Origin of the sequence: uncultured Flavobacterium sp. (assembly GCF_963974175.1) — a bacterium.
Taxonomy (GTDB): Bacteria; Bacteroidota; Bacteroidia; order Flavobacteriales; family Flavobacteriaceae; genus Flavobacterium.
The window spans coordinates 40,102-60,811 of record NZ_CAXBBR010000008.1 but is presented as its reverse complement, the minus strand read 5'-3'; the positions used below and the strand labels follow the sequence as shown (position 1 = coordinate 60,811).

Sequence of the window (20,710 nt, the reverse complement as noted above, 5' to 3'; positions counted from 1 at the left end):
AAGGGTTCAGAAATTATGACTATAAATAAACTGTTTTTATCTTGTTTTTTGTTTTTGTGCCAATTGATTTCGGCGCAACAGGATACTATTTCATTGCAAGAAGTAAAAATTTCTGACTCACAACTGAAGAAATTCTCCAATACACAATCGGTTCAGCAACTCAATGATTCGATTATTACTAAAAATCAAGCATCGCTAACGTCTCTTTTAAATTATAATACCGTTATTTATTTTAAAGAAAACGGACAAGGAATGGTTTCTTCGCCTTCTTTTAGAGGAACCACAGCCCAGCAAACAGCGGTAATCTGGAACGGAATAAATATCAATTCACAACTTTTAGGGCAAACTGATTTTAATACCATAACCACCCAGGATTTTAATTTGATTGTTGTTCGTGCAGGTGGAGGAAGCGCTATTTACGGCACAAGTGCGATAGGTGGAAGTATCCATTTGAACAATGAACTTGATTTTAAAAACACCTTTTCAAACGAAGTAAAATTGCAATACGGTAGTTTCAATATTTTTGGCGCCCATTACAGATTGGTAGCGTCAAATGATAAATGGAGCAGTCAGCTTAGTCTTTCAAGAAATAGTTCCGATAATGATTATGAGTATTTAGGAACGACCAAGAAAAATGAAAATGGGCAATATGAAAATTCGAGTTATAATTTGAATGTTGGCTATCGTTTCGATACTAAGAACATTATAAAGTTTTACAGTCAGTTGTTTGATGGAGAAAGACATTTTTCGGGAACATTAACAGCGCCTTCAAAAAGTAAGTATTTAGATTTAAACACACGTAATTTAATAGAGTGGGATGGCTTTTATGGTTCCTTTGTCTCAAAAGTTAAAGTGGCTTTTCTAACCGAAAAATATAAATATTTTGAAGATAAGGATGAGACTTTTTTTTCACACGGAAAAGCGGAAACTTTTATTGTCAAGCATGATTTGTCCTATAGATTAAATTCAAAAATAGATCTGAATTCTATTATTGATTTTACACAAACTACAGGCGATGGTTCTGATTTATTGTCAAAAAAGCGTCAGGTAGCTTCGGGTGTTTTATTAATGAAGCATCAGCTATTGGAGAAGTTGGGTTACGAATTGAGTTTGCGAAAAGAAATTACTAATACCTACGATAGTCCGTTCTTGTATTCTTTTGGTGCTAAATATGATGTCACTAAAAACTATAATATAAAAATTAATGCTTCCCGTAATTTTAGAATCCCATCTTTCAATGATTTGTATTGGCAACAGGGAGGTAATCCTGACTTAAGACCTGAAAATGCGTATCAGTATGAACTGGGGCAAGAAATTCGTTTTCAGACCATTCGATTCTCGGCAACTGCTTTTTTGAATAAAATTAACGATTTGATTAGTTGGAAACCCAATTCTTCAGGTATTTGGCAACCTGAAAACACTAAGAAAGTAACTACTTACGGGATTGAATCTAATTTTACTTTCGATAAAAAAATAGGGAATCACGCAATTATTTGGAATAGCAATTATGCTTATACTGTTTCTGAGAATGAGGAAACCAAGTTCCAACTCATTTACGTGCCTTACCATAAATTTACATCCAGTTTATCTTATTCCTATAAAAACGCATCATTTTTCTGTCAGTTTTTGTACAATGGTAAGGTGTTTACTTCTACCGATAATTTTTATGAACTTAAAGATTATAAGGTAACCAATCTAGGTTTTAACTATGAGTTTGGTGAAAATAAAATGTTTAAAGCGGGTTTTCAAGCCTTAAATATTCTAAACGAAAAATATCAAAGTGTTGCCTCAAGGCCTATGCCTGGAAGGAATTATTCCATTAATTTAATTTTTAAACTATAATAAAATGAATTTCAAAAAAGTTGTACTCTTGGCTTTATTAAGCCCATTTTTCTTTGCATCATGTAATAAAGATGATGATAAAATCGAAGCTCCGCTTGGTGCTTATGATAATGGTGTGTTGATTTTAAATCAAGGTGGCTTTGGACATGGAGATGCTTCCCTATCTTATGTTTCAAATGATTATGTTACTTTTCAGAACAATATTTTTTCATTGGTTAATCCGGGAAAGACTTTGGGAGATACGGGTCAGGATATTGGTTTATATAATGATTTAGCCTTTGTAGTTTTAAATTATTCGAATAAAATTGAAGTCATCAACCGTTATACTATGGTACATGTGGCTACTATTGATAGTGGTTTAAGTAATCCTAGATTCATTGCTTTTGCAAATGGAAAAGGGTATGTTACAAACTGGGGTAATGGAGGAAGTGCAACAGATGATTATGTTGCGGTTGTTAATTTGTCTACCTATTTAGTTAGCAGTAAAATTCCTGTAGTTGAAGGTCCTGAAAGAATCTTAGAATACAACAACAAGATATATGTAGCGCATCAAGGAGGTTATGGATACGGTAAAACGATATCAGTGATTAATACAGATAGTAATACCGTTTCTGCAACGATTGAAGTTGGAGATGTTCCTAATTCATTAGAAGTAAATAATGGAAACTTATATGTTGTTTGTGGTGGTAAACCGGTTTATGCTGCTTCAGAAACTGCTGGAAAATTGGTAAAAGTTAACCTAGCTAATAATACGGTAAGTAGTACTGTTAATTTTGCTGCTGCGACACATCCTTCTAATTTAGATATTGAAGGTAATGATGTTTACTATACTGTGGGTGCTGATATTTTTAAAACTAATGTAAGTGCAACAACTTTACCTACTACGGCACTTTTCAGTACAACAGCTCAAGGTGTTTATGGGGTGTATAGTTTTGCGGTAAAGAATAATGCAATCTATGTTGGCGATGCCGTAGATTATAGTTCGAACGGGAAAGTATATGTTTATTCAACAACAGGAACTTTAAATAAAAGTTATACAGTAGGAGTTATTCCTGCAGGATTCTATTTTAATGAATAGATAATTCATTGTTTAATAAAACTAAAAAAGGCTTTCAGTGATGAAAGCCTTTTTTAGTTTTATGTTTACCGTAGATGAATTATTCCAAGGCTTTCAAGATACCTTCAGGTGCTTTTTCTAAATACATTTGGTTTTGTATACCATTCAATGATTTTGTGTCACTAAAATAGTTGAAGTCTTTGTCTGGACTTTGTTTCAGCATTTTACCTGTTCCTGTAATTTTTCCTATAGCAGTGCTTAATAATGGTTCGGTGGAATTTCCGAGGATATCCAAATTCCCGTAATTTTCTTTTAACGAGTAATCAGGTGTTAGTCCGTTGAAGTAATCTCCAAAACCTGCTGCATTTACAATTTTTAAAACAATAGGCTGCATGGCATAACGGTGATTTGGGTTTCTGTTGTCCTTACCAAAAGTAGGGGAGTCATATAAGGTAACCGATCCAACATTTTTTCCTGTCGTGATATCTCCTATTTGAACTACAGTCATATAAGGTTTTAAACCATTGATTACAAGTTCACTTGCTGAAGCCGTGCTTTTTGTGGTAAGGATATAAATTTTGCTTAGATTCAAACTGTTTACTGCAGTGGTTCCTATCTTATCTGTAAAGTTATTTTTTAGCGCTTCTGGATTATTAGATTCAAAGTAGCTGTTGATTTTTGGATTCCATTGCTGTTTTGCAAAAACTTTTCCGGTATATTGTCCTGTAATCATACTGGCTAGACGAGTAGCGGAAAGTACTGATCCACCTCCATTATACCTTAAATCTAGTACTAAATCAGTAATTCCTTGTGATTTTAAGGTGCCGAAAGCATCGTTTAATTGATTGTCATAATCCGCATAAAATCCATTATACAATAGGTAACCAATTTTATGTGTCCCATTAGTGATGACTTTATTGATTAATATTGGGTTTTCAGACACTACCGTTTTCGTTAAAGCAACGGTTTTATTATTAGGTGTAATGGCTCCTGAATTGTAATCAGCAAGGTTCAAAGTAAAAGTATCATTAGCTAATAAAGACTGATAATTACTTATGGTAAGTTGGGTTCCATTAATACCATAAAAAATGGCTCCACGTTTAATGTCTTTAGTTGCTGCATCTGATCCTGGGATGATGTAGCGAACATATCCAAAAATATCTGTAGTGCTTCCTGGTTTGTAAACTAATCCAAACTCAATACCACTATTTTTTGTGATTCCTTGAAGTGCGCCTTCAAGTTCCAAATAATCATCTACGATCCAACTGAATCTATCGATAGACTTATCGACTCTTAGCGCGTCAAATAATTCTTCAGGAACTGGATATCCTCGTAGGAAAACGTTTAGAATATCTTGTGACGCAAAGCGGTCATCGGATAGGTTAGGCACATCTGGTTGCCATAAATAATATTGGTTTAGTCCTTTCCAAATAAAATCCTGTACTTCCAGGTTTATAGGTGCTGCAGTATCATCATTATCTTGACAGCTTTGGAAAGAAAAAACTACTAAAAGAAGTAATAGCGCAAATTTGAGTGTAGGTTTCATATATTCGGGTAATTTATATAATGAACGTAAAAATAGTATCTTTAGTTTTAATTTTCAGTTTTTTTTGTAACAAAAATAAAACTGTCTCGTCTTGATACTATAAGCTGGACCAATAATGTATTGATTTATGAACCAAATAGAGTTTTTGCAGATTACAGCTTTATTCAAAGACAAAGTCTTTCGATTAGCAAAAAGGTTGCTCATAAGTACAGAGGAAGCTGAAGACGCTACTCAAGAGATTTTGGTTAAATTATGGAGCAAAAACGAAAGTTTGGTTGCTATTAATAACGTAGAAGCTTTTGCGATGACGATGACTAAAAATTATTGCTTAGATCAGTTGAAGTCAAGAAGAGCCGGAAACGTGAAGATCAGTCATGATAATTTCACTGATAAATCAGCAAGATTAGATAAAATACTGGAAGACGGAGACAGTTTAAATTGGGTTGAAAAAATAATTAATCAATTGCCTGAGCAGCAAAAGTTGATAATTCAGATGCGGGACATTGAGCAATACGAGTTTGAAGAAATTGCAAAAATATTAGAAATGAATGAAACGGCGATCCGGGTGGCACTTTCAAGGGCAAGAAAAACAATTAGAGAAAATATGTCAAAAATCCACAGTTATGGAATTGAATAAAATAGAAATTTTACTAGAAAAATACTTTGAAGGTCAAACTAGTATACATGATGAGAAAGAGCTGCAAATATACTTTACCTCTGCAGATGTTGCGCCTCATTTGGAACAGTACACCCCAATTTTTGGGTATTTTTCAAAGGCTGCTACACTGGAGTTGAAACAAGAAACTCAGTTACCGACGATAGTTAAGGATAGGAAAAGAACAAAAGTATGGCTCTCGATTGCCGCTTCAATTGTTGTTATGCTGGTTGCCGGTACCTATGTGTATTTTGACAAGGAAATTGTCAGTCAGGATCTGGGGACGTATGACAATCCGGAGGTAGCGATGAAAGAAACACAAAAAGCATTGGCAATGTTGTCAAGCCATGTGAATGTTGGCATAGAAGGTGTTATATGTTTGGAGCAATACGAGGATTCAAAAAAATTAATTTTTAAACAATAATAAATATAAAAAAAATGAAAAAAGGTATAATCACATTAGTATTTGCATTAATTACAAGCCCATTTTTTGCGCAAGCTGCTTTTGATAAATTTGACGGACAAGATGATGTTACGTCCATTATCGTAAATAAAAAAATGTTTGAGTTGATGAGTAAGGTTAAAGTTGATGCTTCTGATAAAGAAACGCAGCAATATATGAATTTGATAAAAAAGTTGGACAATTTAAAAGTCTTTACTACTAGCAGTACCAGAGCGACTAATGACATGAGATCAGCTGCTGAGAAGTATATAAGAACTGCTGGTTTAGAAGAATTGATGCGTGTCAATGATAGCGGTAAAAACATAAAAATATTGGTAAAATCTGGTGCGACAGATTCTCAGATAAAAGAACTTTTGATGTTTATCGAAGGAGGAAGCAAATCTGATGAAACTGTTTTAATGTCATTAACAGGTAACTTTGATTTGAATGAAATTTCGATTCTTACTGATAAGATGAGAATCCCTGGTGGAGACGATTTGAAAAGAGCAACCAAAGGAAAAAAATAAGATGAAAACGATTTATAGCTTTGCGATTTTTCTAAGTCTGTTAGTTGTTGGTTGTAACACAGAACCTACGCTGCAGAAGTACTTTGTGGAAAATACGGAAAATAAAGACTTCATTGTATTAGATGTTTCGCCGAGCATCTTGAATTTAGACAAAGCGAAACTATCTGCAGAGGAAAATGGAGCTTTGGAATCATTTGACAAAATGAATGTTTTAGCGTTTAAGCTTAATGAAACCAACAAAGCACAATTCGAAACCGAGCGTGCGAAGATTAACTTGATTCTAAAGGAGAAAAAGTACCAACAATTGATGAAGTATGGTTCTGGTTCGGCAGGGGCTTCAGTGAGTTATGTAGGTTCGGATGAGCACATAGATGAGTTTGTACTGTTTGCGAATAGTAAAGATGCCGGATTTGCCGTCGTGCGGGTGTTGGGTGACGATATGAATCCTAATAATATTCTGACGTTGATGTCTGTTTTGAAAAAATCTAATATCGATATGGCACAATTGAAGCCTTTACAAGAAATGTTTAAAAAATAAAATTAAATACTTTTAATTATGAGCGTCCCGGCAGTTTGTCGGGACGCTTTTTTTATGGATGCTATTTTGGGGTAGATAGTAAAAGTGTGTGTTTAGTATCTTTTTCTGTTATTGATGATTTTTATTTGAATGTTGCGGGTTGGTTTTGGGGAAAAGTAGCTCTAGGGTTTTATAAACCGTAGAATTTCTTATTTGGAAGTTCAAAGTCGATTCGTAACAGATTTTTTTTAATTGTGAATTAGTGAGGTTAATTTAAAAAATCACTAAAAGTTGGTATTGTGAAAGAGGCGTAATAGGTGTTCCTTTACTTTACTGAAGAAACGGTCGTTACTATACTGTTTACGGGCTTAAAATAAAGAATAAGATGATGATTGACAAGAAATACAGAGTAGCTAATTTGGAGCTGCTAAGAAGGGAACATAAAAACGAGAGATTGTTTTTGTATATAGGTACTTTTGTAATTATAGCAATTGGTTTTTCAATATCATTTTTACTAATTATGTTTTTTTTAATGAAGCTTGGAGGATAGTTTTAGAAATAGCGTTTGAAAAATTTAAGCTTAAGTATGCTTCGCTATATTTTATGGGTTTATTCTTGACCAGGGCGGGATTGACTTCGTCTTTCCCAACAAAGCTCCGCTTTGAAAACAAAATGTGAAAGTTAAATATTCAAAAGGAACTTTACTATTTTTTATAATTTTACTATACGTTGGGGTTGACTTCGTCTTTCCCAACAAAGCTCCGCTTTGAAAAAAGAAATGCTTTTAAAATAATTTCAAGCAAGCTTGATTATTTTAAAAGCATTTCTTTTTATTCGTGACCACGGTGGGATTTGAACCCACACGCCCTTGCGAGCACCAGCCCCTCAAGCTGGCAAGTCTACCGTTTCTCCACGTGGCCTAAAAATAAAAAAGGTCAAGTAATAAATTACTCGACCTTTGTGACCCGACTGGGGCTCGAACCCAGGACCCCATCATTAAAAGTGATGTGCTCTACCAACTGAGCTATCGAGTCAATGCATTCAAGTAAATTATGTGTTGATCACTATTTGTGACCCGACTGGGGCTCGAACCCAGGACCCCATCATTAAAAGTGATGTGCTCTACCAACTGAGCTATCGAGTCATAATTTCTTTGCTTGAATGCGGGTGCAAATATAAGGACTTTATTTGATGTTTTCCAAAGAATTTTAGTTTAAATTTGTCTTTTTTTAACAATAAATCTTAACGCCTTAGTTTAGAAGGTTTTATTCTATGAGAAAAATTATATTATTAGGTTATATGGGATGCGGGAAGTCTACTATTGCTAAAACACTAGCCAAAATCATTAGGGTGCCGTTCGTCGATTTAGATGTATATATCGAAGAAAAAGCTGGATTATCTGTAAAAGCTATTTTTGAACAACATGGAGAAATCAAATTTAGAAAGATGGAGCATGAAGCTTTCGTCGAATTATTAAGTGCTCCTGGGGATTTGATTATTGGTCTTGGCGGAGGTACTCCATGCTATGCTAATAACCACGAATTGTTAAATGGTGAGAATGTACTGTCTGTATATCTAAAAGCTTCTATTGAGACTTTATTTAATAGATTGGTAATCAATAAAAGCAAAAGACCCCTTATCGCCAATAAAAATGAAGAGGAGATGAAGGAGTTTATTGCGATGCATCTTTTTGAAAGAAGCTATTATTACAATCAAGCACAACATATAGTTAGTGTTGATGAGAAAACTGTTGATGAGACAGTTTTGGATATTCTTGCGGTTTTAGCTTAAATAGGCATAACTGTTTCCGTTTTCATCAAAAACAACCTGAACGTGCTCTAGTAGAGACGTGGATAAAGAGATTCCTTTGAAATCAGCTTTTACTGGATACTTCTTATGATTTCGGTCTACTAGAACTGCTGTTTTGAATTTTTTCAAGGGAACGTCTAAAAAGTGTCTTATGGCGTAGATTAAGGTCGTGCCCGAGCTTAGGACATCATCGACAAGGATTAGACCCTTGTTTGCGTATTCTTCTTTTGTTAAAGAAGTGTGTATAGGTAATTCTGGATTGACCTTGTTGATTTTAACTTCGCATAGCGAAACTTTTAAGGTCGCAATGTTTTGTAATTCTTTGGCAATTTTTTCTGCAAAAACGAACCCATTACTTGCTATCCCAGCAAGAACAACTTCATCTTCATCGACAAAGGTCTCATAGATCTGGTAGGCTATTCTTTTTATTTTATGTTCAATTTCTTGATTCGTTAAAATGATATTTTTGCTCATTCTTTTAGTTTAAAGTTTAGTTTTTGAAGAGTAGTAGCGTTAAAACTAGTCTTCTTCCTCTTCGTCTGTTTTTATTTCATTTCCGAACTCATCAATATCCCTTCTATCTTTCTTGGTAGGTCTTCCGGTACCATTTTTTCGATAGTGCTCCTTTGATAATTTTAACAGTTCCAGATGTTGATATGATTCTGCTGGAGTGTCGTTTCTTCGATACATATCAACCAGTTTTGCACCTAAACGGCTTTCTGGAATGTCTAAAACGGTAATAATTTGTGTAATCTGGTCTTTTCTGAACGTGATTTTATCAGTAGGAAAAACCTCCTTTGATGGTTTCGCTACAAGTCCATTTACGGTAACATGATTTTTTTTACATGCTTCTGTTACCATATTTCTAGTCTTGTAATATCGGACACACCATAAATATTTATCTATTCTCATAAAAATTCTAAAATCAGAGTTAAATTGTTTACAAAAATCAATCAATATTGTATCTTGCGCACTTAAAAATCAGCTATAATGAACAAATTTAAGTATTATTTTATTTTATCAATTACAACCCTCTCTTTATTTTCATGTTCGAAGAATGATACTACTGAAATTACTCCTCCTAGAGACTACGCAGTACAATATGCTACTGATATTACTGATATTGAAGAATATTTGAATACCTATTATATAACGGTTTCAGATAAGCCTGGTTCTTCTGATGATCAGGATGTGGTATTTACTAAGATTCCTGTTGGAGGAACTCAACCTTCCATAATGTCTTATAAAGGCAAAACAACTTTTCCTAAATTGCTAAGTAGAGATGTATCTTTGCATGATATTACTTATAAATTATATTATTTAGTACTAAGAGAAGGAACTGGTACTGCGCCTTGTAATGTAGATGCCGTTTTAGCATCTTATAAAGGTGATTATTTAGAGCAAACATTGGCATCAAGTGTTACTACATTAACGGCTACGCAGTTTGAAGAAGTGAAGTACCCTCAACAAATGTTAAGTTTGTATAGCGTTATTGCTGGTTGGAGCGAGATTTTCCCACAGTTCAAAACAGGAACTTACACTACAAAAGCAGATGGAACGGTATCGTATAACGATTTTGGGGCAGGGATTATGTTTATTCCTTCAGGATTAGGATATTTTGCCTCTGGAAGTGCTGCTATTCCACCTTATGCACCTTTAGTTTTTAGCTTTAAACTATATGAGCTACAGCGATTGGATCAGGATGGTGATGGGATACCATCATACTTAGAGGATTTAAATGGAGATGGTTATATGAAAATTTTAGCCACTGGTGTTGTGAATCCTGATGATACTGATGGCGATGGGATTCCTAACTTTTTTGATGTCGATGATGATGCAGATGGTTACGGTACAAGAATAGAAATTACAAATAATGGTGTTGTTTATCCTTTTGCAAGTATTCCAAGTTGTGATGGTAATACAACTAATACGGCACGAATTAAAAAGCATTTAGATAAAACCTGTCATTAATTACTAATAGACTGAAAACAAAAAAATCCCATTCTAAGTGAATGGGATTTTTTTTTGGATATGTATGTGAATTATTTTCTTTTAATAACTCTTTCTACAGCTTCAACAATTGCTTGATTGTTTAACTTGTATTTTTCCATTAATTGTTCAGGTGTTCCTGATTCTCCAAAGCTGTCATTAACCGCAACAAACTCTTGTGGAGCAGGATTGTTCAATGCTAATACTCTTGATATGCTTTCGCCAAGACCACCAAGGATATTGTGCTCTTCGGCAGTAACGATACATTTTGTTTTAGCCAAAGATTTCAGAATTGCTTCTTCGTCCAATGGTTTGATAGTATGTATATTGATTACTTCTGCAGAAATTCCTTTTGCTTCTAGTGCTTCAGCAGCAATTAGCGCTTCCCAAACTAAATGTCCAGTAGCTACGATTGTTACGTCAGCTCCTTCGCTAAGTAGGATTGCTTTTCCTATTACAAATGGTTCGTCAGCTGGCATGAAGTTAGGCACTACTGGACGTCCAAAACGCAAGTAAGCTGGTCCGTGATGATCAGCAAGTGCTAATGTAGCCGCTTTAGTTTGATTGTAATCGCAAGTATTGATTACAGTCATTCCTGGTAACATTTTCATTAATCCTATGTCTTCAAGAATTTGGTGTGTTGCACCATCTTCACCTAAAGTTAAACCTGCGTGTGAAGCACAGATTTTTACGTTTTTCTCGGAGTAAGCTACTGATTGACGAATTTGGTCATATACTCTTCCTGTAGAAAAGTTAGCAAAAGTTCCTGTGAATGGAATTTTTCCACCAATAGTTAATCCAGCTGCAATTCCAATCATGTTTGCTTCAGCAATTCCAATTTGGAAAAAACGCTCTGGGTGATTTTTCTTGAAATCGTCAAATTTTAACGACCCAATTAAATCAGCACAAAGTGCAACTACGTTTTCGTTCTTTTGACCTAATTCAGTCATTCCCGCTCCAAAACCTGAACGAGTATCTTTACTTCCTGTATTTGTATATTTTTTCATTTTATGCTGAATTTATTTCAGTATCTTTTTACTTATTAGTAATCACCTAAGGTTTCTGGATTTTGAGCAAATGCAGTTTCTAGTTGTGCATCATTAGGTGCTTTACCATGCCATGCATGAGTATGCATCATAAAGTCAACTCCATTACCCATCTCAGTATGCAATAGCACACAAACTGGTTTTCCTTTTCCTGTTCTAGATTTTGCTTCTGTCATTCCTGCGATAATCGCTTCGATGCTGTTACCTTCTTTGATATCAAGAACATCCCAGTCAAAAGCTTCAAATTTAGCGCGGATACTTCCCATTGCTAAAACTTCGTCAGTTGTTCCATCAATTTGCTTTCCGTTTAAATCGATTGTAGCAATAAGGTTATCTACTTTTTTTGCAGATGCATACATGATTGCTTCCCAGTTTTGACCTTCTTGCAATTCACCATCACCATGAAGGGTGTAAACTAAATGATTGTCATTGTTCAGTTTTTTAGCTTGAGCAGCTCCAATACCTACAGACATACCTTGTCCAAGAGAACCAGACGCGATTCTAACTCCTGGTAAACCGTCGTGTGTAGTTGGGTGTCCTTGTAGTCTTGAATTGATTAGACGGAAAGTAGCTAATTCCGAAACTGGAAAATAACCGCTTCTTGCCAAAACGCTGTAGAAAACTGGTGAGATATGTCCGTTAGAAAGGAAGAAAAGATCTTCTCCAATTCCGTCCATATCAAAACCTTCTTTGCGGTCCATTAGGTTTTGGTATAATGTTACCATAAATTCTGTACAACCAAGTGATCCACCTGGATGACCTGAGTTGACTGCATGTACCATTCGAAGGATATCTCTTCTGACTTGGATAGTTAAATCCTTTAATTGTTGTGTGTTAGGCTTCATTTTGTGTGTAAAAGTTAAACTGCGCCAAAGGTAATTTTTATTTTGCCGTAAGACAAATGATTTTTGATTTTGTTATTAGGGCTATTTGTAGCATAATTGACAAGAAATAAAGGCTGAAGCAGTATTTATTTAAGGATTTCCTTATTAAAGGTTGATCCTTTTTACAATTGGTTTTTTTAATTGATTCAGTAATTATTATCTTGCGGACATGTATGAACAATTAGCAAAAAGTATTGGAGATAAAGTAACGCTAACCGCTGCCGATTTTGAGGTGTGTAAGACTTTTTTTATTCCAAAAAAAATACGAAAGAAGCAGACTTTGCTGTTAGAAGGCGATGTTTGCACGTATAATGCTTTTATTGAAAAAGGGATTTTACGTTCCTATACAACCGATGAAAAAGGACATGAACACATTATGCAGTTTGCTTTTGAAGGCTGGTGGATTACTGATTTATCAAGCTTTTTAATGGGAGAGCATTCCACCTTTACAATTGAAGCTATTGAAGATTCGGAACTGTTGTTGTTAACAGCGACTGCAAGGGAGGAATTAATGGATGCGCTGCCGGTTTTTGAACGCTACCAAAGGCTTTTGTTACAAAATGCCTATATTGCTTTGCAGAAAAGAGTCAACTCCGCCCTAACGGCCACGGCTGAAGAAAAATACACCAAACTCACTATCTCTTACCCTGATATCGTTGCGCGTGTACCCCAGCATATGATTGCTTCCTACCTTGGTCTTAGCCCGGAAACACTAAGCCGGGTGCGAAAACAAATTACTCTTCGAAAATAAAATTGATTTAGATCAATGGTATTTCTTGTTCTAACTCAATGGAAATAAGCTGTTTCTTACTGTAGTTTTGCAATAGTAAAAACAAGGGAAATGCAAAATGTAAGAACGATTGCCGTTATTGGTGCTGCTGAGAAAAGAAATTTCACAATACTCAAAGAATTATCTGAACAGTATCAACTTTTATTATTCGATAAAAATCCAAAAGCACTTTCAGATATTCATGAAAGTCTTTTGGCGCAAAATCGACATGGCTATATTGAGAAAATGGATTGTGCTGTAAATGCCAGTTGGGAAGCAGATATTATTATTCTTTCTGGATTTTGTATCAATGATGCAGCCGTTGTTGAAAAAATAAAAGAAGTCGCCACCGCAAAAATCATCATTATTATGGAAAATGAAGATGAGTTTACGTCGTCGATAAACAACCAACTAAGTTTTGATCTTATTTTTCCTCATTCTAAAATAGTAGAAATCATCAATATCTCTACAGATGAAAATTTAGAGAAAGAATTTCTGTTGGAAGGCCATAACTCAAAAGCTTTGGATATCGTTTCTGGTATTTTCGAAGGATGTGGTTTTACGACCTACTTATCCCAACTAAATTAACAAATTAGGACAATAGGGTAATACCATTTTATTGAGTTCGTTTGAACAGAGTTCTATGAGTTGTTAGTCCTTATGTTAATGGAGCTGCAACCTATTAGAAAAATCTAGGAAGCTAATGAAGATGATTAGCGACAGCTGAAACGGCTTTATATTATGCTGATTGTACCGATGTTTGTTTACTGCCGAGGGAATGATTTTCTAAAGATGGATGCCTAATTTTTATCTGAATATTTAATTTGTTGTAAGGTTTATTGTTTTTATAGTCAAATACTAATGATGCAATACGAGTATTTGTTTGTACTAATTTTTAAACCTTAATAAAATAAAAAGCCCCAATTTGGGGCTTTTTATATGATGTAATTCTAACTTACTTTGTTGTTATTTCTTCATATTCAACATCTTCCAGGGTGTCGTTATTCTTTTTCTTCAGCGGTACTGCACAACCATTCGCCCCACCGCAGCCAGAATTTGTTACGACTTGGTATAATAGAAAACCGGCTAAAAGCCCTGAAAGAATACTTTGAGTTTGAAACGCTTGTATACCGATATAAATTCCAAGAGCAAGACGTACAAAACGCATGAAATGCCAATCATTTAATAAATTTTGTACATTCATTATATTTTGTTTTGTAAGCTACTCCAGCCTCCGCCGTTATGAACTTGTGCAAAACCACTCGATTTCAAGATGCTTTTTGCAGAAGCACTTCGCATTCCTGATGCACAACAAGTAATAATAGTAGCGTCTTTTTTTAATTTTGGAATATGTCTCGAAAGATCATTTAATGGAGCATTTATCGAACCTTTTATATGTCCTTGTTTGTATTCACCCGGACTACGAACATCTAGAATTACAGCTCCTTGTTTTACTAAATCGGCGTAGTCTACTTTTGGTCCGATGCCAAATAGTTTTTTTAATGTGTTTATCATTTTATTTTGTTGCTTGTGATTTATAATAATTTACGTCTAACCAAGATCCTCCGTTATAACACTCTACTCCAAGTTGAGAAAGGAAGTGTTGTGCTTGTCCGCTTCTGTTTCCAGAGGCGCAACAGAGTACTAAAGGGGCTTTCAGTTTTTTTAATTCTTCTACTCTTTCTGGTATTTCATTTAGCGGAATATTAATGGAACCTACTACATTACCTCCCATAAATTCGCCGTGCGAACGGACATCTACAATGGTTCCTTCGTTTTCTTTGATTATTTTTTCTATGCTCATTTTGTTTAATTTATAAAGTTAGAATTAGTCTCAAAAGGAGCACTGTTATTCAATCGTATCTATTGTGTACTCTAATTTGATAAGACAAAAGTAGCACAAAGGAAAAACTTTGTCAGTAACTTTTGTTACACAAGCAAATATTTAACGTTCAACATTTAAAATGCTTATTTCCTAAATAGAAGTCACATAAAAAAAGCCTGTACGGAACAGGCTTCTTAAATAATTTATTTTTGGATCAAGAATTACATGCGTGGGTTTGAGATAGCATCGGCTTTAAAAGCTTTGTTGTTAATCGAAGCTATTGCCAACTCAGTTAAGCCAACGTCGGCTTTTTTATGCTCGTCAAGGGTCATAGCTAATAGATCAGCTGCTTTGTTTTCTCCCATTGTTTTTGCAAAAGCATGTAAAGTACCATAAGTTGCAATTTCATAATGTTTTATTTTTTGTTCAGAGGCAATTATACTAGCATCACGAACAATACCTTGATCTGTTTTATTGATCATTTCGTCACTCTCTTTTAGAATACCTGTTATTGCTTCGCATTTTTTTGCTGCAGGTTTGATACCGGTAACCTCAAATATTTTTTCCAATCTGGAAATGTGTTCATTAGTTTCCGTTAAGTGTTTATTTAGAGTAGTAGTTAATTCTGGAGTTGAAGCATTTTTTGCCATTTTAGGTAGTGTTTTGCTCAATATTTTTTCTGCATAATAAATATCCTTCAATCCCACTTCAAATAAATCTCTTAATCCATGAGCCGAATTTGTTTTTGCTGTTGTAGTTTCTACTATTTTTCCTGTTGGAGTTGCCATGATAATTGAATTTAAATATTAATATTTTGCTTTTTGTTTCTATTAAAATTAAAAAAAATAAGACAATAAAAACTGTTAATTAACTTAAAATCAATAAAATAGGCATTTTTTAACTAATAATAATAGGGTATTTCTTTATAATAACGACATGTGCTTTTTAGTATTGGGTTGTAGCTTTAATTTTCGGTTGTTACCAAAGTAAAAAGAGAGATATATAGCTTAGGTAATTTAAAGAAGTCTTGGACTTTAATGTCTGCATAAAAAATATAAGCCCATTTATGCCCTACTTGTTTCGGGTTAAATGAGCTTATTGTTGATTTTTTTTCGAAGTAAAAATCATGAAATATTAAAATTTAGATGCATGATTTGATTCTTTAATTAGGGCTGTTTTTCCATTTGTTCTAGCAGTCTGATTATTTTGTCTAATTTGTCGACTTCAATACTATTCAGTTTTGATGTCAGCGCTTCTATTTCTAGTTTTGCATCAAGATTAGTCTGATAGTCTGCTTGTGCTTGAGCACGGTCTCTTTCGTTTTGTCTGTTTTGAGACATCATGATAATCGGAGCTGCATAAGCCGCTTGAGTTGAGAACAGTAGATTAAGTAAAATAAAAGGATAGACATCCCAATGTTTCATAAAGGCGATTAGGTTTAAGGTCATCCAAAGAACGACTAAAACTGTTTGTACAATTATGAATTTCCACGACCCCATACTTTTAGCTACGGCATCGGCCAAACGGCTGCCAAATCCTAAGGTGTCAAAATGTTTTTGGTGCCAATTTTTTTTTGCTAACATAGTTCGTGTATTTGATAAAGGGTTATTAGATAGATTTAAATTTTATTTTTTTGCCATGGAAATTTACCTTCGAGTTCGACCTGCAATGATAAACTCATTATTGTTCTGATGAATACAATTAAGCCTAAAATCGATACTGATTCTAACGTTGGCTCTGCAACTACTGTAGCAATTATATCAGCAGCGATTAATATTTCAAGTCCTAAAAGTATTGATTTTCCCAGCGTTTGCCTCAATTCAATAAAGGGTTCTGGTTTTCTTTTATAAAATAGTACAAGTGACTTTACGAGGGAATAAACTACGCCTGTAAAAATAGTAATACACCCTATGATTTCAATAAATGCGGCGATGTAGTTTATAAATATTTTGATGGTTTCCATTTTGCTTAGTGATTAAAGTCCGCTATTAAAAGAGTTTGAATAATATATAGTCAGTTTATGGATTTACTGTGCTTCTTTTTCTATGCGCTATGATTATTAGAATTGTCATTAACAGTAGTGAAACTATGGAGGCCGCTAACGTCCCTAAGTCTAATCCTCCTTTTGCAACTGGTTTTGTCAAAAAGTCTCCGAAGGTGGCGCCAAATGGTCTTGTAAAAATGAAAGCAACCCAAAATAGCAGAATGTGGTTTATTTTTGTGGTATAATGTAAGGCTACAACAATTAGAATAACACCTGCTGTCACAAGGGCTCCATTTAAATAACTCAATCCAACTACATCACTTAAATAATCGCCAAAAGCCGTTCCTAAACTATTTGAAAAAAGGATAGCCAACCAATAATAGATTTCCTTATCTCTGTCAATAATAGGGTAGACATTTAGATTTTTGAATTTTTTTTGCCATAGTAGTAATGTCAATGCTAAGCAGCAAAATAAGATTAGGCTGCCTATAGTATAGCCTAAGTGTAAGCTTCGATCAATAAAATCAGATATTTCTGTTCCCAGCGTTGTTGTCGCGATAATAACCAACCAATAGAAAATAGGAATGTATTTTTTAGTGAATAACTGTATGGATAAAACTATAACAAAGAAAATTAGTGTGACAACTAAAGCGATTGTATAGCCTAGGTTAAGGGTTTGAGCGATATAATCACCCAAAGTTTCCCCTAAGGTTGTCGCAATAATTTTCATTAACCAAAACAGTAATGTGATTTGAGCTACTTTATTTATTCGTTCCATATCGTAAAAAATGTTATACTTGAAAGCAGCGACAAAATGAATCTAATTGACAGGTAAATATATAGTAAACTTCGTTTGTTTGTACAGTGCTGTACATTATGACGGAGTCATTTTATTGATTTCTAATAAGTATAGATGATAGTATTATTCTTTTATGTATTTATTGAGGTAACAGTCGTAACATTCATCGTTAAGGATTAATTGACTATCAGTTCTTACGAACGACTGTTTTGAATCATTTTCATAGACAATTAATTTTTTTTCTCCTCCAAAAATAGAATTTCCGGTTTGAATAGAATAAGATGATTCATAGACTAAAACCCCATCCATATATCTTTTTACTGTCGTGTTTGAGATATCTAGTTGAATTGATTTACCGGTTGATTGTGGTGTTGTCGTAATTCCAGCAATTCCACCAGAAGATTCCACCCAATTCCATTTTCCAATGATGGCTTTATTCTCGGAGTCGCTCGTATCTGTGGAACAACTGCTTATTGAAAATAGAATTAAGAGTAGGCACGCTAATTTTTTCATTATTTTAATTTTCGAAAGAAGGAAAAGAGGTCGTGTTTTGGTTGATTTATAACGCAATTCATTGCTATTTTATTTTGGTAGAACGGACAAGAGTTTAGATCAGATGGATAAAACTATTGATTCCTTTCTATAAGTTTCAGTAACGATTGCAAAATTTCTTGTCCTTCGGGCCAGTATTCTAATTTTGACTCGGAATTCAGATGGCCTTTCTCGCCAATATTTATAAAAGTACTTCCCCATTTTTCCGCCAGAAACTCAGCTCTTTCTACTGAAATATAAGGGTCATTGGAACTTGTAATTACTACTGTGGGAAAATCTAACTTTAATAGGGGAATGGGAGAGAAGTTTCTGGTTTGCTCGGGGGTATGCGCAGGAGAGTCTACATCTGCTGGTGCAACAAGCAAAGCTCCTACTATTTTGTGGATTTTGTTTTCTTTTGACCAATGACTGATTAATGAGCAGGCAAGGCTATGAGCAACAATGATGATTTCTCCTTCTGCAGATTCGATTGAAGAGTTTAAGCTTTCCAACCAATCTTTTAAAAGAGGATTGTCCCAATCCTTCTGAACTACTTTTTGAGAAGTTTCAAAATGCTGTAACCAATAGTTTTGCCAATGCGTCTCTCCTGAGTCTCCTAATCCGGGAACAATTAATATAGTGTGCTTCATGTTTTTTTTTATTTTAAGAGCAATTCTAAATTCAAAGACAATAACTTTCTGGTCTCTACAAATTGGGTTGCTTTCGCGCTTTTGATGTCTTATTCGTATTCACTTTACGATTAGTAGTAGCACACGCAACTACGAATCTATCATCTATTTCAAACTATCGTATACCGTTACAAAGCTAATGAATTCCATTTCTTTCCGTTATCATATTTTTTAATTTCATTAGCAGGAAAATGAGAGAATAGCCTTTTGTAATAATTGCGGCTGCTTTTTCTTTAATTTATATATTTGTAAAAAAACCATGCGTTATAAAATTGCGATACTAGTTCTCCTTAATAGTCTTTTGTTAGGGAGTTGTGCCTCAAAAAAAATTACAGATGCTTCTTATTTAGTGTCTTCGAAAGAAAACACAATAGAGGTGCCAAAGATGAATATTTTTGTTCCCAGAAATTCAAAAGCAAAACAGCTTCCTGTGTTGATCTTTGTACATGGAGGCTACTGGAATAGTGGACGAAAAGGAACTTATGATTTGTTAGGTCGAAACTTTGCACGCAAAGGAGTAGTTACTATTATTCCAGATTATACTTTGAGTCCAAATACGGATTATGACGGCATGGCCAAGCAAATTGCTGCCGTGATTCAATGGACGAAAGACAGTATTAGTAAATACAAGGGTAACCCAAATGCAGTCTTTGTAACCGGACATTCGGCTGGAGGGCATTTAGGGGCATTAGCAGTTATGAATCCGAAGTACGGAATTGATTCTAAGAGTATTTCCGGAATTATATTGAATGATGCCGCTGGATTAGATATGAAATATTATTTAGAGGAAAACCCACCTACTACCGAATACAATTATATAACAACTTGGACTAACTCACCAGCTAGATGGCAAGATGCCTCACCCATTTATTTTTTAGATAAAAACACGCCTCCTTTTTTAATTTATGTTGGCGATAAAACCTATGCTTCCATAAAAACAACTAACAAGCGCTTTATTGACGCCTTGCATCCGTTTCAGCCAGAAGTGAAAGCAATACCAATAAACAAAAAGCATGTTCCTATGGTTACTCAGTACTTTTATCCTTGGAGCGACCGTTTTGATGAGGTGATTGATTTTATGAAAAGTAACTTGAAATAAATGTTTTTTAAAATTAGTGAATAGTAAGGTAGGGTAAACTGGTTTATAGTTGTCTTACTATTGAAGTTACCAATGATTTACTATTGTACTAACACTAATTTTAAAATTATGAAAACAATTAAAGCCACATTAATACTAATGATTTTTTCTTTTGTGCCCAATGTGAATGCACAAGAAACCAGAGTTAATCATGATACCAAAGTAGAGACAAAACATAGTGTATCCTATTACCAACAAAGAGGTTTAGAAGATGCGCAATACGAACAAAAGTTTGAAGCAAAAAGCAAAACAGAGGAACGTACTTTTTGGGAGGAACAAAAACAGTACGAAAAGGAATTAAAGAAAAACGACAGAAGAGCTCATCGCGCTTATCTTCAAGGTAAAAAAGAAGGTTATGCAGCGCACCACGACCATTGTGATAGCCATTGTCATCACAGTGAGTATTGGTATCAGCATGCAGGATACTATTATTATGAATATAGGGAACCACGTTATGAGAATAGATCTTCCAGAACTACAGTGAATACACAAATAGGAGTGAGTACACCAAAGGTACGATTGGGGATTTTTTAATATAGAATTTACATGGAATAGCAATCAATTCAATATATAAGACCGCTTTTAAATTACTTTAAAAGCGGTCTTTTTTTGATTGTTTATTAAGGTGCCCTGAGTTATTTTGAATAATAAAAACGCTAAG

The 20,710-nt window shown here is 34.4% G+C and carries 26 protein-coding genes and 3 tRNA genes; 12 read left to right on the top strand and 17 right to left on the bottom strand.

Annotated features, from left to right (window positions below; translation table 11 throughout):
* Positions 1-15: 15 nt before the first annotated feature.
* Positions 16-1,842: a TonB-dependent receptor gene (locus AAC069_RS12965; protein ID WP_339920884.1), complete on the top strand. Its 1,827-nt coding sequence runs from the start codon at positions 16-18 to the stop codon at positions 1,840-1,842.
* A gap of 4 nt (positions 1,843-1,846) precedes the next feature.
* Positions 1,847-2,920, top strand: a complete 1,074-nt coding sequence (locus tag AAC069_RS12960; protein WP_339920883.1) for a DUF5074 domain-containing protein — start codon at positions 1,847-1,849, stop codon at positions 2,918-2,920.
* A gap of 79 nt (positions 2,921-2,999) precedes the next feature.
* Here the strand turns inward: AAC069_RS12960 and AAC069_RS12955 are convergent, their stop codons facing one another.
* Positions 3,000-4,445, bottom strand: coding sequence for a S41 family peptidase (locus AAC069_RS12955; RefSeq protein ID WP_339920882.1), 1,446 nt, complete (start codon positions 4,443-4,445; stop codon positions 3,000-3,002).
* 127 nt (positions 4,446-4,572) lie between these two features.
* On the opposite strand from AAC069_RS12955, the gene AAC069_RS12950 reads away from it, so the two are divergent.
* The 4 genes from AAC069_RS12950 to AAC069_RS12935 are packed head-to-tail and all read left to right on the top strand — an operon-like array spanning position 4,573 to position 6,607.
* Complete coding sequence (locus AAC069_RS12950) at positions 4,573-5,082, top strand: RNA polymerase sigma factor (RefSeq protein WP_339920881.1); 510 nt, start codon at positions 4,573-4,575, stop codon at positions 5,080-5,082.
* Entirely contained in the window at positions 5,069-5,524 is a 456-nt protein-coding gene (locus AAC069_RS12945; protein WP_339920880.1) for a hypothetical protein, read from the top strand. Before AAC069_RS12950 ends, AAC069_RS12945 begins: the two co-directional genes overlap by 14 nt.
* A gap of 14 nt (positions 5,525-5,538) precedes the next feature.
* Positions 5,539-6,069, top strand: coding sequence for a DUF4252 domain-containing protein (locus AAC069_RS12940; RefSeq protein ID WP_339920879.1), 531 nt, complete (start codon positions 5,539-5,541; stop codon positions 6,067-6,069).
* Position 6,070: 1 nt separating this feature from the next.
* Positions 6,071-6,607, top strand: a complete 537-nt coding sequence (locus AAC069_RS12935; protein ID WP_339920878.1) for a DUF4252 domain-containing protein — start codon at positions 6,071-6,073, stop codon at positions 6,605-6,607.
* An 816-nt stretch (positions 6,608-7,423) separates the two neighbouring features.
* Here the strand turns inward: AAC069_RS12935 and AAC069_RS12930 are convergent.
* From AAC069_RS12930 to AAC069_RS12920, 3 genes are all read right to left on the bottom strand, one after another.
* A tRNA-Leu gene (locus AAC069_RS12930) sits at positions 7,424-7,506 on the bottom strand.
* A 41-nt stretch (positions 7,507-7,547) separates the two neighbouring features.
* Positions 7,548-7,620 (bottom strand) — tRNA-Lys (locus tag AAC069_RS12925).
* A gap of 37 nt (positions 7,621-7,657) precedes the next feature.
* A tRNA-Lys gene (locus AAC069_RS12920) sits at positions 7,658-7,730 on the bottom strand.
* A gap of 128 nt (positions 7,731-7,858) precedes the next feature.
* Between AAC069_RS12920 and AAC069_RS12915 the strand changes: the two genes are divergently transcribed.
* Positions 7,859-8,377 (top strand): shikimate kinase, encoded by a 519-nt coding sequence (locus AAC069_RS12915; RefSeq protein ID WP_339920877.1) that lies wholly within the window; start codon positions 7,859-7,861, stop codon positions 8,375-8,377.
* Here the strand turns inward: AAC069_RS12915 and AAC069_RS12910 are convergent.
* Both AAC069_RS12910 and AAC069_RS12905 read right to left on the bottom strand, forming a co-directional pair.
* Complete coding sequence (locus tag AAC069_RS12910) at positions 8,369-8,869, bottom strand: phosphoribosyltransferase family protein (RefSeq protein WP_339920876.1); 501 nt, start codon at positions 8,867-8,869, stop codon at positions 8,369-8,371. The genes AAC069_RS12915 and AAC069_RS12910 overlap by 9 nt on opposite strands.
* 45 nt (positions 8,870-8,914) lie before the next feature.
* Positions 8,915-9,307: a S4 domain-containing protein gene (locus tag AAC069_RS12905; protein WP_339920875.1), complete on the bottom strand. Its 393-nt coding sequence runs from the start codon at positions 9,305-9,307 to the stop codon at positions 8,915-8,917.
* 78 nt (positions 9,308-9,385) lie between these two features.
* Between AAC069_RS12905 and AAC069_RS12900 the strand changes: the two genes are divergently transcribed.
* Positions 9,386-10,366 (top strand): FKBP-type peptidylprolyl isomerase, encoded by a 981-nt coding sequence (locus AAC069_RS12900; protein WP_339920874.1) that lies wholly within the window; start codon positions 9,386-9,388, stop codon positions 10,364-10,366.
* Between the two features lie 71 nt (positions 10,367-10,437).
* Here AAC069_RS12900 and AAC069_RS12895 read toward each other — a convergent pair whose 3' ends face one another.
* Both AAC069_RS12895 and AAC069_RS12890 read right to left on the bottom strand, forming a co-directional pair.
* Positions 10,438-11,391 (bottom strand): transketolase C-terminal domain-containing protein, encoded by a 954-nt coding sequence (locus AAC069_RS12895; RefSeq protein ID WP_091092645.1) that lies wholly within the window; start codon positions 11,389-11,391, stop codon positions 10,438-10,440.
* A 35-nt stretch (positions 11,392-11,426) separates the two neighbouring features.
* Positions 11,427-12,275, bottom strand: a complete 849-nt coding sequence (locus AAC069_RS12890) for a transketolase (protein WP_339920872.1) — start codon at positions 12,273-12,275, stop codon at positions 11,427-11,429.
* Between the two features lie 208 nt (positions 12,276-12,483).
* Here AAC069_RS12890 and AAC069_RS12885 point away from each other — a divergent pair, with 208 nt between their 5' ends.
* Both AAC069_RS12885 and AAC069_RS12880 read left to right on the top strand, forming a co-directional pair.
* Positions 12,484-13,065 (top strand): Crp/Fnr family transcriptional regulator, encoded by a 582-nt coding sequence (locus AAC069_RS12885; RefSeq protein WP_339920870.1) that lies wholly within the window; start codon positions 12,484-12,486, stop codon positions 13,063-13,065.
* Positions 13,066-13,155: 90 nt separating this feature from the next.
* Complete coding sequence (locus tag AAC069_RS12880) at positions 13,156-13,671, top strand: hypothetical protein (RefSeq protein ID WP_339920869.1); 516 nt, start codon at positions 13,156-13,158, stop codon at positions 13,669-13,671.
* Positions 13,672-14,038: 367 nt separating this feature from the next.
* Here AAC069_RS12880 and AAC069_RS12875 read toward each other — a convergent pair whose 3' ends face one another.
* The 9 genes from AAC069_RS12875 to AAC069_RS12835 form a co-directional block, all read right to left on the bottom strand.
* Positions 14,039-14,287 (bottom strand): hypothetical protein, encoded by a 249-nt coding sequence (locus tag AAC069_RS12875; RefSeq protein WP_339920868.1) that lies wholly within the window; start codon positions 14,285-14,287, stop codon positions 14,039-14,041.
* On the bottom strand, positions 14,287-14,598 hold the full coding sequence (locus AAC069_RS12870) for a rhodanese-like domain-containing protein (RefSeq protein WP_339920867.1): 312 nt from the start codon (positions 14,596-14,598) through the stop codon (positions 14,287-14,289). Before AAC069_RS12870 ends, AAC069_RS12875 begins: the two co-directional genes overlap by 1 nt.
* Before the next feature lies 1 nt (position 14,599).
* A complete protein-coding gene (locus AAC069_RS12865; RefSeq protein ID WP_339920866.1) occupies positions 14,600-14,887 on the bottom strand; it encodes a rhodanese-like domain-containing protein in 288 nt (95 codons plus the stop codon).
* Positions 14,888-15,129: 242 nt separating this feature from the next.
* Positions 15,130-15,696: a ferritin-like domain-containing protein gene (locus tag AAC069_RS12860; RefSeq protein ID WP_339920865.1), complete on the bottom strand. Its 567-nt coding sequence runs from the start codon at positions 15,694-15,696 to the stop codon at positions 15,130-15,132.
* A 378-nt stretch (positions 15,697-16,074) separates the two neighbouring features.
* The gene (locus AAC069_RS12855) at positions 16,075-16,491 is read right to left on the bottom strand and encodes a DUF1003 domain-containing protein (RefSeq protein WP_091092668.1); all 417 of its coding nucleotides are present in this window, start codon (positions 16,489-16,491) and stop codon (positions 16,075-16,077) included.
* Positions 16,492-16,526: 35 nt separating this feature from the next.
* Positions 16,527-16,871: a DUF1622 domain-containing protein gene (locus tag AAC069_RS12850; RefSeq protein ID WP_339920864.1), complete on the bottom strand. Its 345-nt coding sequence runs from the start codon at positions 16,869-16,871 to the stop codon at positions 16,527-16,529.
* A gap of 55 nt (positions 16,872-16,926) precedes the next feature.
* Positions 16,927-17,670 (bottom strand): hypothetical protein, encoded by a 744-nt coding sequence (locus AAC069_RS12845; protein ID WP_339920863.1) that lies wholly within the window; start codon positions 17,668-17,670, stop codon positions 16,927-16,929.
* A gap of 144 nt (positions 17,671-17,814) precedes the next feature.
* Positions 17,815-18,204 (bottom strand): hypothetical protein, encoded by a 390-nt coding sequence (locus tag AAC069_RS12840; RefSeq protein ID WP_339920862.1) that lies wholly within the window; start codon positions 18,202-18,204, stop codon positions 17,815-17,817.
* A gap of 113 nt (positions 18,205-18,317) precedes the next feature.
* Positions 18,318-18,872, bottom strand: coding sequence for an alpha/beta hydrolase (locus AAC069_RS12835; RefSeq protein WP_339920861.1), 555 nt, complete (start codon positions 18,870-18,872; stop codon positions 18,318-18,320).
* 298 nt (positions 18,873-19,170) lie between these two features.
* On the opposite strand from AAC069_RS12835, the gene AAC069_RS12830 reads away from it, so the two are divergent.
* Together AAC069_RS12830 and AAC069_RS12825 are read left to right on the top strand one after the other, a co-directional pair.
* A complete protein-coding gene (locus tag AAC069_RS12830; RefSeq protein ID WP_339920860.1) occupies positions 19,171-20,010 on the top strand; it encodes an alpha/beta hydrolase in 840 nt (279 codons plus the stop codon).
* Positions 20,011-20,118: 108 nt separating this feature from the next.
* Positions 20,119-20,583 (top strand): hypothetical protein, encoded by a 465-nt coding sequence (locus AAC069_RS12825; RefSeq protein WP_339920859.1) that lies wholly within the window; start codon positions 20,119-20,121, stop codon positions 20,581-20,583.
* Positions 20,584-20,710 lie beyond the last annotated feature (127 nt).